The organism is Sphingobacteriales bacterium (assembly GCA_016719635.1).
In the GTDB taxonomy this organism is placed as follows: domain Bacteria; phylum Bacteroidota; class Bacteroidia; order Chitinophagales; family JADIYW01; genus JADJSS01.
Genome location: JADJYT010000001.1, coordinates 752,195 through 769,237 on the forward strand (window position 1 = coordinate 752,195; position 17,043 = coordinate 769,237).

Consider the following 17,043-nt stretch of genomic DNA (forward strand, 5'->3'; position numbering starts at 1 on the left):
ATTTTTTCTTTGTAAAGATGCTGATTTGTATGTAAATGTTTGGTAAATTTGTTTGAAATCGAAAACTCCAATATCAACACCTTCATATGGTATGTAAAAGTTTCTATAAACTTTTGACAATTTTTCTGTTGATTCCCGGCATAGACTCTTCATTGTTCGCCACACACATTGTCGGTGGTGTGATGAATTACAGATATGTAGGAAATGACCGTTATGAAATCTCCCTTTATGTATACAGGGACTGCATCTATGGAATTCCTCCTTTAGATGATCCTGCTTATATCAGGGTATGGGATGGTGTATCAGAAAGCGTCTATGGCTTTTCAAAACCTTTTGACGATACATTACCACCCCTGCAACCGGATCCGTGTTCAAGAATCGAGACTCCGGTGTGTGTCAACTGGACGAGGTATTTGGACACATTGGTTTTACCACCCAATGATTTAGGCTATACGATCTATTATCAACGCTGCTGCAGAAACAATACAATTCTTAACCTCACCTACGACTCCAGGGGATATGGCGCGATGGACTGGGGAGCGACCTATACGATCAATATCCCGCCTTCCCTGGCGAATGAACACATAACGAATGCCTCCCCCTATTTTGTCAACTACCCGCCTGTTTATATTTGTGTAAACAAACCGATTACCTATGACAACAGTGTCATTGATACAGATGGTGATTCTTTGGTTTACCGTCTGTGTACGCCCTATTCAGGAGCTTTTCCCTATGACCCGGCAAATTATTATACAACAGAATTCCCCCCTTTTGAAAATGTTGTATGGGATTCGTCATACAGTGAAAGCAACATGTTGGGAGGTGTCCCATTAGCCGTCCATCCTGTTAACGGCTTACTGACCGGTACACCCAATACGATTGGTCAGTTTGTGGTGGGCATTTGTGTGGATGAATACAGAAATGGCACATTGCTTACAAGAACCATACGGGATTTTCAGTTCAATGTGGTGGATTGTAATTTACAGATCATCAGTAGTTTCTTTGCACCAACCATTCAGTGCAATGATTTTACCGTAAACTTTCAGAATCAGAGTTCGGGTGCCACCAGCTATAAATGGTATTTTGGCGACGGTGACTCTTCAACACTGGACAACCCTACACATACCTATACCGGCGCCGGAACTTATACCGTTACACTAATTTGCTACAATTCAGTCAGCAACTCCTGTATTGCCAATTATTCCAAAACCATTTCCGTTCAGTTCAAGAGGATAGAAGCTGATTTTAATGTTGACGTCGATGCCTGTCTGCAAAGAGGTGATATCATCCGTTTCATAGACAGAAGCACCGATTCATTCAATGTAGCCGGCTGGAAATGGAATTTTTCCACCGGCGATTCCTCTTCCCTGCAAAATCCTGTTTTGTCATATAATGGCAATGACACCATCCTTACAGCAACCTTGCTGGTTACCTCCACCAATGGGTGTACCTCCACGATTACAAAGACCATCCGGTTATTTAAAAAGCCGCCTTATGCCATTACACCCGTCATTACCAAATGCAGCAATGTACAGACTGCACAACTGGAATTGAGCATGCAGGGTAATAATATTTTCCAATGGTCGCCAACAACAGGACTGAATAACCCGAACATACAGAACCCCAACACAAACACAAATACCAACATCACGTACTACGTTACGATTAAAACTCCACTATCAAACGGAGATACCTGCTTCCAACGAGACAGTGTGCAGGTCAAGACCATCAATACCGTTCAGATAAACGCCAGCGATACGACAAAAGTGTGCAGTGATTCGGTTCGGTTAAGTGTCCCGATTTCAACAGGCCAATCGGTCATCTGGTCCACTTCTGCAACTTTTAATCCGGTTATTGGAACAACGGGTTCCATCGCTGTAGCACAGAGCGCTCCTTCCCGGAAATATTTTGTAAAGATCACTGCACAAGGTTGCGAAGCGACAGACAGTATCATCGCGCTGTACAGCAATACCATTCCACAGATAGCTTTAGAGGACAACATTTTACAATGTTCCAATCAACTTTCGATAACTGCCGGTATTGATTTTGCAGACCAGGTCATATGGTCTGCATCACCAACCTTCAATCCGGTTCTGTCTGCGGAAAATCCATTAATTGCGGTTCAAATCCCTAAGACTGTAAAATACTATATCAAAGCAGACTACAAAACCTGCAGCAATACCGACAGTATCAAGGTAACCATACAGGATACCTTACCCAGCATTGCATTGTCAGATTCACTTTCCATCTGCGGGGAGGATATCGTAATTTCAGCTGTTGTGAGAAAATTTACTTCCCTGATCTGGTCAGACTCCCCCACTTTCTCTTCAGTGATTGGAACAACGGGCACATTAGTTGTCTTTCAAAGTAATCCGCGTCAGGTATATTACCTGAAAGCATTTTACAGGGACTGTTTTGTTACAGACAGTATTATTGTAAATTACAATAGTAACCCGCCCACTATTGATCTGGCAGACAGTGCATTTATCTGCAGCAATACTATTCGTGCATCTGCCGTCGTAAATAATGCAGGCCAGATTACCTGGTCGGTGAATCCGACGTTTACACCTGTTTTATCGAATCAGGCATCTTTTATCATCGCTCAAACTGCACCGTTAAAAACGTATTACATAAAGGCGGCGTATCAATTCTGTTCTGTGACGGACAGTATACAAATCAGGATACCGGACAAGCTAACGTCCATAGATTTATCTGACTCTGCATTTGTCTGCAAGGATTCCGTCAGAATACTTGCACACATCAGCAATTATGATAGCCTGACATGGTTCGGCAGTATAAATTTTGATGAAGTACTTTCTCATGATTCAATTTTAGTTACGGTACAATCGGAACCTCAAAAAACATACTATCTGAAAGCCTATTATGCGGGCTGTGAGACTATTGACAGTATAGCCGTATTTTACAACGATACCTTACCAAGCATCCGCATCAACAGAGACAAACTTCTTTACTGTGAAGATAGTGTAAGCACTTCTGCAACGGTAGATTTTAATACAACTCTTACATGGTCAACAGACCCGGATTTCAACCATGTTATTTCTGCCGATTCATCCTTTACCTATGTTCAGACCGATTCAGTACAATGGTATTATTTCAGGGCAACATACAACTTCTGCTATGTCATTGACAGCATAAAATTAGAAAAGCAAAACATCCGGTATGCTGCCGAAAACAAATCCGTTTGCCTGGGCGACAGCCTGACTGTGCGATTGTCTGTTCAAACCCACGGGCAATATGACATAAAATGGATGACGGAATCAGATACGCTTGAGACGAGCGATACTGACTCAATCCATATAAAACCCAACCAGTCTCATACCCTTTATTTTTCCGTTATTAATACCTACGGTTGTTCGGTGGATGATTCCCTGTTGATAACAGTTCATCCATTACCAACAGTAAGTGCGACAGTGGACAAACCGGTCATATTTACAGGAGAACAGGTGCAATTAACGGTAACACAGGATGAAGAATATTCTTATAACTGGACACCTTCGAGCCTCGTTTCTCAGACAAACATCTTCAACCCCGTATCCTCACCGACAGAAACCACCGTCTATACAGTAAGCGTAAATACTTCTGATAACTGTATCGGTCAGGATACTGTCAGCGTGCAGGTGCTGGAATCCGTATGTGATAAGAATCTGGTATTTATTCCGAACGCTTTCACACCGAACGGTGACAAAGTAAACGATGAATTCAAAGTGAGGGCCAGTACGCTAAAAAACATACAACTCGTCATTTATGACCGTTGGGGCAATAAAGTTTTTGAAAGTGATGACATCCACAAAGGGTGGGACGGCACCTATAAAGGCCAGCCGGCATTGTTGGATGCATACGGTTATTTTTTTACCGGTCAATGCCTGCAGGGAGAGAAAATTTCTTTAAAAGGCAACGTTACCCTACTGCGTTAGCAATAAAGTTTCTATATTTAGTTGGTAAATTCAGATTATGAGAAAACTCCTGGTCTTCATACAGACGATTGTGATGACATTCAGCTTACAGGCAGTGGAATTGCCTGCTCAGTTGGATTATATAAAAAATAACGGACAATGGGAACAATCCGTCCTATACAAAGCTGATTTGCGCGGCGGCTGGGTGTTTTTAGAAAAAAATGCACTGACTTATTTATTCCTCGATTCTAAGGAGATGCACCATCAGCATCAGGAAGGAAATGAGAAGTATATCGAGATAAACGGTGTAAAGACACTCAATCCGAATTACAAGGAAGCAGAAAAATCGGCCAGGGGACATGCCTACCAGATGAGTTGGCTGCAATCCAATCCCTTGGTGAAAATTGTGGAGAAAGATAAACAACCCTATTTCAACAATTATTTTTTAGGCAATGATCCTTCAAAGTGGCAATCAGCAGTTGGATTGTACAGTAGTGTTTTTTATACCAACTTATATCAACAGATAGATGCCAGGATTTACAGTCAGGCTCAGTCTATGAAAACGGATTATATCATTCACAAAGGAGGAAACCCGACCCTGATAAAGATGGAATATAAAGGAGCAGATGCTATTAAAGTGGATGAATCCGGAAGATTAATTATTCAGACATCTGTCAATACCGTAAACGAACTGAAACCATATGCCTATCAATACGTTAATGGCATGAGACAGGAAGTAAAATGTTCTTACCGGATATCCGGCAATGTTGTCACCTTTCATTTACCGGAAGGGTACGATAACAATAACGACCTCATCATTGACCCTACCTTAATATTCTCCACCTACTCCGGCAGTTTCGGCGACAACTGGGGTTCTTCCGCCACACACGATGCAGCCGGGAATATGTTTTTGGGTGGTATTGCGCTGGATGTAGGTTTCCCTACCACTTTAGGTGCTTTTCAAACCTCTTTTTCCGGCGGTTCCGGTTTTAATATCACGGACATTGCGATTACCAAATTCAATTCGACCGGTACGGCACGTTTGTATTCTACCTATTTAGGAGGCTCGTCCAACGAATTATTATCGAGTTTATACTGCACCCCCAGCAATGAGCTGATTGCGGTTATTTCAACCAGTTCCACTAATTTCCCCACATCGGCAGATGCCTTTGACAAAACGTTTAACGGCGGAGGAAGTACCGTTGCCATCCAGAGTTCCATAGAATTTCCAAATGGATCAGACATTGCCGTCACAAAATTCAACGCTGCAGGAACCGGACTGGTCGGCTCCACCTATTTTGGAGGAACCAGTAATGACGGATTAAATCTTCATCCCTCCACTTTGTTTAATTACGGAGACGATACAAGAAATGATATCGCACTGGATAATTCCGGAAATATTTATATCGTATCGACTACCAGTTCCTCGAATATACCCGGCACAGCCGGAAAGGCACAGCCAAGTATAGGCGGCGGTTCGTATGATGGTGTTGTGGCTAAATTCAATTCAGGTTTATCTTCATTAAACTGGGCTACCTATTATGGCGGGTCCGGAGCAGATGCCGCTTACAGCATTTCCTTAGACATTGCCAGCAATATTTTTATTTGCGGCGGTACAAACAGCAGCAATTTGCCCGGAAGAACCAACGGGCTTAACACCACTTACCGGGGTGGTACAACTGATGGATATGTTGCCAAACTCGATAATAACGGGAACAGTGTATTGGCCGCCACTTATTTAGGTACCGCCGGCTACGATCAGGCTTACCTGATGGATGTGGATAAAAATGATAACATCTATATATTCGGTCAGACTTTGGGCAGTTATCCCGTTACGGCAGGTGTATATTCAAACGCCAACTCCAATCAATTCCTCCACAAGCTCAACAACAGTTTAAATACAACCGCATTTTCGACTGTATTTGGAAGGCCTAACTATAGCCTGATTAATATTTCCCCTACCGCTCTTTTGGTGGACATTTGCGGAAACATTTATGCGGCTGGCTGGGGAGGCGGTGTAAATTCTGGCTTCCAGCCAAATGCTGGCACCACTGCCCAAATGCCTGTTACGGCAGATGCCTATAAAAGCAGTACGGACAACAAAGATTTTTATTTTATTAATCTTAATCAAAATGCAAGCAGCCTTAAATATGCATCCTACTTCGGAGAAAATGGCGGAGTCGGCGACCATGTAGACGGGGGTACGAGTAGATTTGATAAAAACGGTATCATCTATCAGGCTGTTTGTGCCAGTTGCAATGCAACCAATTCATTTCCCGTTACGGCCGGCACTGTTGGACAAAATAATAATTCCATTAACTGCAACATGGCCGGGTTCAAATTCAAATTTGATTTGACAGGTCTCCAGATCATTACGGCAGCCGGAAACCCATCGGCCGGATGCTCTCCGCTATCTGTAAATTTCACCTACACCGCCACTCAACCCGCCACTCAATTTTTCTGGAATTTCGGTGACGGTTCCACTTCGACAGCTGAATTCCCTTCGCATACATTCAACAATCCCGGAACATACACCGTAAAACTTGTCATCAAAGACCCCAATAACTGTAACCCAGCCGACTCCGCTACATTTACGATTACCGTTCGGGAAAAGAAAACCAATCCTATCAGCAGAACAATTTGTGAAGGGCAGTCTGTTACCGTTGGCAATCAGACATTCAATACCACCGGTACGTATAGTGTAACCTTACAAACGACTCAAGGATGTGACTCAGTGGTAAATTTAAACCTTGTCGTCAATCCAACAAAAAGTACCAGTATCAGCAGAACCATCTGCCAGGGACAATCGGTAACAATAGGCAACCAAACCTTTAATCAGACCGGAAACTTTTCCGTTACCTTACAAACCTCTGCTAACTGCGATTCTATTGTGAGCCTGAATCTTACTGTAAAACAACCTTTCACCACCAATATCAGCAGAACTATCTGTCAGGGACAATCAGTCACCGTAGGAACCCAAACCTTCAATCAAACCGGAGTCTTTACCGTTCTGCTTCAATCATCCGATAATTGTGATTCCACGGTCATATTAAATCTGACTGTCAATCCACCTGTTGCAACAACTATTTCAAGAACCATCTGTCAGGGACAATCCGTCACCATTGGAAATCAGACTTTCAATCAGACAGGAACTTTTTCGGTGACGTTGGTTTCCTCTCAAAACTGTGATTCTGTTGTTACATTAAATTTATCCGTCAATGATGTCCTCACTACTCAGCTCAATCAAACCGTTTGTACAGGCGGCAGTGTCACCATCGGCAACCAGACCTTCTACACAACAGGAAGCTATTCCGTAACATTGACATCCGCACAGCGCTGCGACAGTATTGTCAACCTCCAGCTGCTGGTAACAGACACGATTGTTGCCAATATAACGGCATCCATCTGTGAAGGAGAAAGGTATTTCATCGGAAATCAGGTATTTACAGCGAGTGGTGACTATTCGGTATACTTAACGGCTGCTGCCGGCTGCGACAGCACCGTACATTTGTCGCTAACCGTAAATAATATTGCACGAACAACCATCGACAGAATAATTTGTGATAATGACAGTGTTGTAATCGGAACCCAGGTCTTTAAAGACGCCGGAACTTATACGGTAACGTTAACTTCCTCGCAGCAATGTGACAGCATCATAACATTAAACCTCACTGTAAACCCTACCAGATCCACGGATGTGTTTTCAACCATCTGTGAAGGGGATTCCGTTTCAATAGGCACACAGATATTCAGGGAAACTGGCGTATATACGATTCCGTTACAAACAACAGTAAGCTGCGACAGTAATGTAACCTTGCATCTTACGGTCAATCCGCTAAAACGCACCAATTTTACAGAATCCATTTGTGAGGGCAGCAGCTATTCATTCAACAATCAGATTTTGACCGAACCGGGAGATTACTCACAAATACTTTCCACGTCATTGGATTGTGACAGTATCATTACACTTACACTTATTGTACATCCGAATGTTTCCATCGATATTCTCAGAGAAATTTGCGAAGGGGACTCCGTCACCATAGGGACACAATCCTTTAAGGAAACAGGGAATTACACTGTAAAATTACTCGGCTCTTTCCGATGTGACAGTACCGTTAACCTGTCCCTGACTGTTCATCCGCCGAAGAGCACGCAACTGGAAAGAACAATTTGTGCGGGTGATTCGGTAATGATAGGGAATCAAACATTTAAGGAAGATGGTAATTATGTTGTAATCCTGAACACCTCAAAAGGATGTGACAGTACTGTATTCCTGACGTTGAACGTAAACAGTACGCCTGTCATTAACGCATCCGTTGATAAATCAATTGTTTTGCCGGGCGAAGCTGTACAATTAGATGTTACAGCATCGGGCAGCTATTCCTTCAACTGGACACCGGCCGGAGCAGTCAGTAATCCATTGATAGCCAATCCGACCGCCATTGTAAATACACCAACCTGGTTCGTTGTGAGGGCATCCGATATTACAACAGAATGTGCATCTGTCGACTCTGTATTCGTTGACGTGGAAATTCTGCCCTGTGTAAAAGAAAATATTTTTATCCCCAATGCATTTTCTCCGAATGGTGATGGAATAAACGATCACTTTGTTCCGAGATCCACCATTCTGTTATCCATGCGATTGCAGGTTTATGACAGATGGGGAAATAAAGTTTTTGAAAGCAATGACCCCGCGCAAGGATGGGATGGAACCTATAAAGGACAGCCTGCACAGGTAGACGCTTATGGTTATCATTTTACCGGAACATGCACTGACGGCGGCAATATAACATTAAAGGGCAACGTAACGCTTCTGAGGTAAAAAAATTGTGTATTTTTCTACAAAGCACCTTGTAATTAGGAAATTTTAACTAATTTTGCCGTACAAGCCATTAAAACTTTTTAAGTCTTGATGACATAATCAGCCCTCGTTTTCTTTATTGGTAATAAAAACCTACATTATCAGAATGTAGTTCTTTTGGGGTAATTATTAATTTACTATTCATTCATAACTGTTTTTAAAATGCATTACATGAAGTGTTTTATTTTAAACGTATTTTTTATTTGTGCAGTCCACGCAGCCTTTTCACAAGACGGCGTAAATGCACCCAACCAGCGGGAAAGTATAAAAGCTTCCTTAAAAGGCAAACAAGTCAGCATCGAAAACCGGTCGTTTGATTTTAGGGTGCTGAAATATTACACGGAAGCAGAACTTAGAGAGATGACTGCCTCCAAACGTGCACAGATCCAGTATCTGTATACTGAATCCTTCAGGGTTTTGAACCCGTCATCCTGCAGTTCACTATCGGAAATAGATATTGATATTTCCAAGCTGGAAGTATACAGAGATATTTCAACATCAAAGGTGGTGGAATTCGGAACCGACTGTAAAGTAAAAATAGAATTGGTTTCCAGAACAGCTTTAGAGCAAAAGATGACTCAACTTTCCAAACTGTAAAAATTGAACCATGAAAAATAAAATTATACTGCTCATATCCTTTATCATCTGCTGCCAATTTGTTTCCCATGCTCAAATTTATTCGATGAGCGGCAACAGCGGGCAAACCATTACAACCTGCAAAGGTATTTTACGGCAAACTCCAACAGACGGGACCAGTTGCTACTACAATTTAGGTTCAGGAAATTATTCAAATAATGTGAATCAAACGGTTACATTGTGCTCCGGCACACCCGGCAGGCCCATTCGTGTTAGTTTTATGTGGTGGGATCTGGAAACCAATTTTGACTTCGTTTATGTATACGATGGCCCAACTGCAGCTTCGCCATTAATTGGCACTATCACCGGATCCGGCGATATATATAATCCGCACTCACCAAGGTCTTACACTTCGTCCGGAACCTGTCTTACTTTTAGATTTGTAACCGACGGATCTACCAGATGGTGCGGATTCGAATCAATCATTGGTTGTGCTCCCGAAGCCTGCGGAACAAATACACCCGCCAATGACCTTTGCGGTGCCGCCCCTCAAATTTGTGACTTAAACGGATATTGTGGAAACACCAGCGGATGGTATACACAGGATAACGGAACAATCGGAACTACCGGATCTCCTGCAGGCCCATTTTGCGGTTCTATTGAAAATAATTCCTGGATATCTTTTATTGCTTCTGCCACTACCGCTACCTTAAATATCAACTCTTTTAACTGTGCATATACCACATCGGGTATTCAGGCACAGATATTCAGTACAACGAACTGTTCCAGCTTTACGTCTAAATCCAATTGCGTCAGCCAGGGTACAGGCTCAGGCAGCTTTTCCGTTACTGGTACCGGTCTGACTGTCGGACAGAAATATTACCTGATGATTGACGGATTTGCCGGTAACATATGTGATTATACGGTATCCGCCAATACAGGCGTTCAGGTCATCACATTAACCTCCAATCCGACTAATGCCACCATCTGCCAGGGACAAACTGCTACCATCAAAGTCAACGGGGCACCTGCGGGTACTACCTTCATCTGGACTCCTGCCGGCTCTATAATTGGGTCCACAACGGATTCAATTGTAACCGTACAGCCGGGTACAACTACCACTTATTCCTGTCAGATAACTTTACCTAACGGTTGCGGCATACAGACGGAGAATTACACGATTACTGTCAATCAAAAAGCAACGCCAACGTTTAACCAGGTTGCCCCGATTTGTAACGGGGATAATTTAAATCCATTACCAACCTCTTCCACCAATGGAATCAGCGGTACCTGGTCACCGGCGTTAAACAATACATCCACCACAACCTATACATTTACACCAACTGCAAGTCAGTGTGCGAATTCAACCACCTTGACCATTACGGTGAATCAGAAGGTAACGCCAACGTTTAACCAGGTTGCTCCGATTTGTAACGGGGATAATTTAAATCCTTTACCTACCTCTTCCACCAATGGCATCAATGGTACATGGTCTCCTGCGTTAAACAATACATCCACCACAACCTATACATTCACACCAACTGCAGGTCAGTGTGCGAATTCAGCAACTTTAACCATTACGGTGAATCAAAAGGTAACACCAACGTTTAACCAGGTTGCTCCGATTTGTAACGGGGATAATTTAAATCCATTGCCAACCTCTTCCACCAATGGAATCAGCGGTACCTGGTCACCGGCGTTAAACAATACATCCACCACAACCTATACATTCACACCAACTGCAGGTCAGTGTGCGAATTCAGCAACTTTAACCATTACGGTGAATCAAAAGGTAACACCAACGTTTAACCAGGTTGCCCCGATTTGTAACGGGGATACATTAAATCCATTGCCAACCTCTTCCACCAATGGCATCAGCGGTACCTGGTCACCGGCGTTAAACAATACGGCCACCACAACCTATACATTCACACCAACCGCAGGTCAGTGTGCGAATTCAACCACCTTGACCATTACGGTAAATCAAAACACAATACCGACATTTAACCCGGTTGCCCCGATTTGTAAGGGGGAATACTAAATCCATTACCTACCTCTTCCACCAACGGAATCAACGGAACTGGTCTCCGGCTTTAAATAATACGTCTACCACAACCTATACATTCACACCAACTGCAGGTCAGTGTGCGAATTCAACCACCTTAACCATTACGGTGAATCAAAAAGGTAACACCAACGTTTAACCAGGTTGCCCCGATTTGTCCGGGGGGAATTTAAATCCTTTACCAACCTCTTCCACCAATGGCATCAATGGTACATGGTCTCCTGCGTTAAACAATACATCTACCACAACCTATACATTCACACCAACTGCAGGTCAGTGTGCGAATTCAACCACCTTGACCATTACAGTAAATCAAAAACAGTAACACCAACATTTAACCAGGTTGCTCCGATTTGTAACGGGGAATACTAAATCCATTACCTACCTCTTCCACCAATGGAATCAACGGAACATGGTCTCCGGCTTTAAATAATACGGCTACCACCACTTATACCTTCACACCAACTGCAGGTCAGTGTGCGAATTCAACCACCTTGACCATTACGGTGAATCAGAAGGTAACACCAACGTTTAACCAGGTTGCCCCGATTTGTCCGGGCGGAACATTAAATCCTTTACCAACCTCTTCCACCAATGGCATCAGCGGTACCTGGTCACCGGCGTTAAACAATACGGCTACCACAACCTATACATTCACACCAACTGCAGGTCAGTGTGCGAATTCAACCACCTTGACCATTACAGTAAACCAAAACACAATAATACCGACATTTAATCCGGTGGCACCGATTTGTGAGGGTGGGAATACTAAATCCATTACCTACCACTTCTACCAACGGAATTAACGGAACATGGTCCCCGGCTTTAAATAATACGGCTCCACCACCACTTATACCTTCACACCAACTGCAGGTCAGTGTGCGAATTCAACCACCTTGACCATTACGGTGAATCAGAAGGTAACACCAACGTTTAACCAGGTTGCCCCGATTTGTCCGGGCGGAACATTAAATCCTTTACCAACCTCTTCCACCAATGGCATCAACGGTACATGGTCTCCGGCGTTAAACAATACAGCCACCACAACCTATACATTCACACCAACCGCAGGTCAGTGTGCGAATTCAACCACCTTGACCATTACAGTAAACCAAAACACAATAATACCGACATTTAACCAGGTGGCACCGATTTGTGAGGGTGGAATACTAAATCCATTACCTACCACTTCTACCAACGGAATTAATGGAACATGGTCTCCGTCTTTAAATAATACGGCTACCACCACTTATACCTTCACACCAACTGCAGGTCAGTGTGCGAATTCAACCACCTTGACCATTACGGTGAATCAGAAGGTAACACCAACGTTTAACCAGGTTGCCCCGATTTGTCCGGGGAAAATTAAATCCTTTACCAACCTCTTCCACCAATGGAATCAGCGGTACCTGGTCACCGGCGTTAAACAATACATCCACCACAACCTATACATTCACACCGACTGCCGGACAGTGTGCGAATTCAACCACCTTGACCATTACAGTAAACCAAACATAATCCGACATTTAATCCGGTGGCACCGATTTGTGAGGGTGGAATACTAAATCCATTACCTACCACTTCTACCAACGGAATTAATGGAACATGGTCTCCGTCTTTAAATAATACGGCTACCACAACCTATACATTCACACCAACTGCAGGTCAGTGTGCGAATTCAACCACCTTAACCATTACGGTGAATCAGAAGGTAACACCAACGTTTAACCAGGTTGCCCCGATTTGTCCGGGCGGAACATTAAATCCTTTACCAACCTCTTCCACCAATGGCATCAATGGTACATGGTCTCCTGCGTTAAACAATACGGCTACCACAACCTATACATTCACACCAACTGCAGGTCAGTGTGCGAATTCAACCACCTTGACCATTACAGTAAACCAAAACACAATAATACCGACATTTAATCCGGTGGCACCGATTTGTGAGGGTGGAATACTAAATCCATTACCTACCACTTCTACCAACGGAATTAATGGAACATGGTCTCCGTCTTTAAATAATACGGCTACCACCACTTATACCTTCACACCAACAGCAGGTCAGTGTGCGAATTCATCTACGTTAACAATAATCGTGTTTCCAACTAAAAACTCCAGAATATCTGAAACCATTTGTGAAGGAGATAGTATCGTAATAGGGACACAGGCATTTTATACATCCGGAACGTTCCCTGTTGTTTTGCAGTCATCACAGGGCTGTGACTCCACGGTAACTTTAAACTTAACGGTTAATCCGGCTAAAGATACCGTACTGAACAGGGTAATATGCGAAGGCGACTCATTTATCATCAACAGCACGATATTTACCGAAACAGGTCAATATGATATTAAATTCCAATCCAGCTTAGGCTGCGACTCCATCGTTCAGCTGAATCTGAGTGTCCTCGATACAAGTGTAAAAACATTTGTAACAACTATTTGTGACGGACAATCCATTACAATAGACGGACAAACATTCACGGATGCCGGTATCTATACCATCCGGCTCCAAAACTCAAATGGATGTGACAGTACCATCATTCTGGATCTAAGAATAAAACCGGTTACTACAACGGATATTGAGAAGGTCATTTGTCAGGGTGAAGTCGTTGTGATAGGTAATCAGACATTCTCTGTTTCCGGAACGTACTCCGTTACTCTGACATCTTCTATCGACTGCGACTCTATTATAAATTTAGATCTGACAGTAAATCCTGTTTCGAGAACTAACTTAAATTTTGTTGTCTGCAATGGTGATGCCATCGCTATCGGCGACAGCATTTTCACTTCAACAGGCAACTATACCGTTATCCTGGAAAACTCACTGGGTTGTGATTCGATCGTTTCACTTGACTTAACCGTAAATCCAACCTTTGAAGAAACAATCTCAGGCACTATCTGCGAGGGGGATTCTGTTACCATCGGAACTCAGGTTTTTACGGAAGGCGGAGATTATAAAGTTGTCTTACAAGCTGCTACAGGATGCGACTCCACCATCAACCTTAAACTCACTGTCAATCCGAAAAGTTCAGTTGACATAGACAAAAATATTTGTGCAGGAGAATCCTTTAGTGTTGGTGGTGAGACATTTAACGAAACCGGATCGTATACTGTTGTCTTACAAAATTCATCGGGCTGTGATTCGACCATATTCCTGAACCTTACGGTCCATCCATTGCCGGTAATTGATGCCGTTGCCGACAAGACAATTGTCAATACCGGAGAACAGGTACAATTAAATGTCACCACTACCGAACAGCCAATCTTCTCCTGGTTGCCTGCCGATGTTGTAAGCAATCCTTCCGTTCAAAACCCAACGGCCACCCTGACCGTATCAACCCTGTTTATTGTTACCGCTACAAACCGAAACACCAATTGCAGCAGTAAAGACTCCGTATTTGTCGAATTAAATGAATTGAGCTGTTCAAAAGAGAATGTTTTCATTCCAAATGCATTCACACCAAATGGTGATGGCATAAATGATGTGTTTATTCCCCGTTCACTGATATTGAAATCGATGAGACTGGGCATATATAACAAATGGGGTAATAAGGTATTCGAAACAGATGACCTGACCAAATCCTGGGATGGTAATTATAAAGGAGAACCGGTTGAACCCGGTACGTATGGTTATTTCTTTATTGGTGAATGCTCACAGGGAGGTAAAATAAACATCAACGGAAATATTACTTTATTGAGATAAAAACTATTTAAAAAATTAAACTTATATTAGCACTTATGAAATATCCTGCCAACAAACCTGTAAAAGTGAGCACATGGGTATTGCATTTGCTCCTTTTAAAAATTAAAAATATACAAATGAAAAGGTATTTAATTTTAAGTCTTTTGGTGATATCAGCAGTTAAGCTTACTTTGGCTCAGGACCCGCATTTCAGTCAGATACAATACAATCCGTTATACCTGAACCCTGCTTTTGCGGGTATAACTGAATATGGAAAAGCCAACCGACTGGCAGGGCTATACAGAGATCAGTGGAGAACGCTTCCAATTCCTTACTCCACAACATTTGCTTCTTATGACCGTTTGATAAAAAAATGGGATAAGGGATGGTTGATTGGCGGTGGATTAAGCTTTCTGTACGACAGAGCGGGCGATGGTAACCTGAGTATCTTCAATCCTACTATTACCATGAACTTTGGAAAATATTTCAATAAAGAAAAACAATTGATTACACTGGGGGTAACGGCAGGTATCAGTATCAAGACGCTGGACATGTTAGGATTGCAGTTTGACAACCAGTATAACGGCGCAACCTTTGAACCAACGTTACCAAGCGGCGAAACATTTTCAAATAACAGCGTTTCCTATCCGAATTTCACCTTGGGTTTAAATTTCCGTACCAAGATAAAAGAAAAATCAACGTTAGATATTGGCGCATCCACTTCCAATTTACACAGGCCGGCACAAAACTTTTTGTATTACACCACCTCCAGACTTCCGTCCAGACATACCGCTTATGCAAAAGCGAAAGTGGCCATAAAAGATAACTGGAACGTACAACCGGGTATTTTCTTCCAGAACCAGCGAAAATTCAATCAGTTACTGATAAATGCAATCGCTGAAGTCCGTTTTGGCGATAAAAAAGATTTTGGGTTAGGGTTTGGTGCGGGTTATCGCGCTATAGATAACGATGCCGCCATCGCCTACCTTTCATTTTTATATAAAACATTGAGGATAGGTGCCGCATATGACTTCAATGTATCCGGCCTGCGCAAAGCAAGCCGTTCTCAGGGTGCATTTGAAATCGCCCTGAACTATGAATTTGGTGAAGTAAAAAGCAAACGCAAAAAATGCGATACTGTCCGTATAACACAGGTTCAGATTGTTACCGATACGCTGATTGTCCATGACACAGTCGAAGTGAAAGTGGAGAAACCTGCTGAAATCATTGAAAATCCATGCGACAAGATTGCAAAAGAAATCAATGAGAATTTGCCTGCAGCAGTATTCTTTGACAATGATGTCCCTCTTGGAAAAGCGAAAGAAACAGCTACCGGCGAAAATTACAAAGACCTGTTCGAAACTTACATGAGCAAGAAAGATGTCTTTGCCAAACAAACATCTGAAGAAGAAGCGGAGGAATTATTCGGCAAAGTTCAGGTATCTTACGCACAACTCGAAAAGGTGTTTGACCTGTTGGAAAAATACCTGAAAGACGATCATAAGATAACGCTGAACCTGAGAGGTTATACATCTCCACTGGCAGATGGCGAATACAACTTCAATTTATCTAAACGCAGGATTGAAAGCGTGAAAAATTACCTGATTTCACGAAATAACGGTGCATTGAAATCGTACATTGATTCCGGCAAACTGAAATTCGAATTATTGCCTTACGGCAAATTGGCATCACCTGCCGGCATCAGCGATAAACTCAGTGACAAGAAGAACTCCATTTACGGCAAAGCCGCATCATTGGAAAGACGCGTGGAAATCATGCACGTGGGAGTTGAATAACCCGTCTTATATCTTAAACAATAAAAATGGCTAATCTGAAGATTAGCCATTTTTATTGAATCTAAACATGAAAAAGCATATTTTCCTTAAAATATTTTTAGAATTAATTTCCATATAGTATCTTACGAGATATTTTTGAATTAAGC

9 protein-coding genes are annotated in these 17,043 nt (G+C 42.6%); all 9 read left to right on the plus strand.

The features are described 5' to 3' along the window. Positions 1–113: 113 nt before the first annotated feature. The 9 genes from IPM95_03445 to IPM95_03485 all read left to right on the plus strand — a co-directional run bounded on the left by IPM95_03445 (position 114) and on the right by IPM95_03485 (position 16,897). Positions 114–3,935, plus strand: a complete 3,822-nt coding sequence (locus IPM95_03445; GenBank protein MBK9328371.1) for a gliding motility-associated C-terminal domain-containing protein — start codon at positions 114–116, stop codon at positions 3,933–3,935. 37 nt (positions 3,936–3,972) lie between these two features. Beyond that, positions 3,973–8,736, plus strand: coding sequence for a gliding motility-associated C-terminal domain-containing protein (locus IPM95_03450; GenBank protein ID MBK9328372.1), 4,764 nt, complete (start codon positions 3,973–3,975; stop codon positions 8,734–8,736). Between the two features lie 210 nt (positions 8,737–8,946). Next, on the plus strand, positions 8,947–9,372 hold the full coding sequence (locus tag IPM95_03455; GenBank protein ID MBK9328373.1) for a hypothetical protein: 426 nt from the start codon (positions 8,947–8,949) through the stop codon (positions 9,370–9,372). A 10-nt stretch (positions 9,373–9,382) separates the two neighbouring features. Then, on the plus strand, positions 9,383–11,392 hold the full coding sequence (locus IPM95_03460; protein ID MBK9328374.1) for a hypothetical protein: 2,010 nt from the start codon (positions 9,383–9,385) through the stop codon (positions 11,390–11,392). 178 nt (positions 11,393–11,570) lie between these two features. Next, positions 11,571–11,741: a hypothetical protein gene (locus tag IPM95_03465; protein MBK9328375.1), complete on the plus strand. Its 171-nt coding sequence runs from the start codon at positions 11,571–11,573 to the stop codon at positions 11,739–11,741. 169 nt (positions 11,742–11,910) lie between these two features. Continuing rightward, positions 11,911–12,222, plus strand: coding sequence for a hypothetical protein (locus IPM95_03470; protein MBK9328376.1), 312 nt, complete (start codon positions 11,911–11,913; stop codon positions 12,220–12,222). A gap of 90 nt (positions 12,223–12,312) precedes the next feature. Continuing rightward, positions 12,313–12,981, plus strand: coding sequence for a hypothetical protein (locus IPM95_03475; protein ID MBK9328377.1), 669 nt, complete (start codon positions 12,313–12,315; stop codon positions 12,979–12,981). Then, on the plus strand, positions 12,951–15,122 hold the full coding sequence (locus tag IPM95_03480) for a gliding motility-associated C-terminal domain-containing protein (GenBank protein ID MBK9328378.1): 2,172 nt from the start codon (positions 12,951–12,953) through the stop codon (positions 15,120–15,122). The genes IPM95_03475 and IPM95_03480 overlap by 31 nt, the downstream gene beginning before the upstream one ends. A 116-nt stretch (positions 15,123–15,238) precedes the next feature. Next, positions 15,239–16,897, plus strand: coding sequence for a PorP/SprF family type IX secretion system membrane protein (locus tag IPM95_03485; protein ID MBK9328379.1), 1,659 nt, complete (start codon positions 15,239–15,241; stop codon positions 16,895–16,897). Positions 16,898–17,043: the final 146 nt, after the last annotated feature.

Excerpts from the sequence above, each read along its gene's own strand:
- IPM95_03485 (MBK9328379.1), top strand. The coding sequence starts at position 15,239 with ATGAAAAGGTATTTAATTTTAAGTCTTTTGGTGATATCAGCAGTTAAG.
- IPM95_03450 (MBK9328372.1), top strand. The coding sequence starts at position 3,973 with ATGAGAAAACTCCTGGTCTTCATACAGACGATTGTGATGACATTCAGC.
- IPM95_03455 (MBK9328373.1), top strand. The coding sequence starts at position 8,947 with ATGAAGTGTTTTATTTTAAACGTATTTTTTATTTGTGCAGTCCACGCA.
- IPM95_03460 (MBK9328374.1), top strand. The coding sequence starts at position 9,383 with ATGAAAAATAAAATTATACTGCTCATATCCTTTATCATCTGCTGCCAA.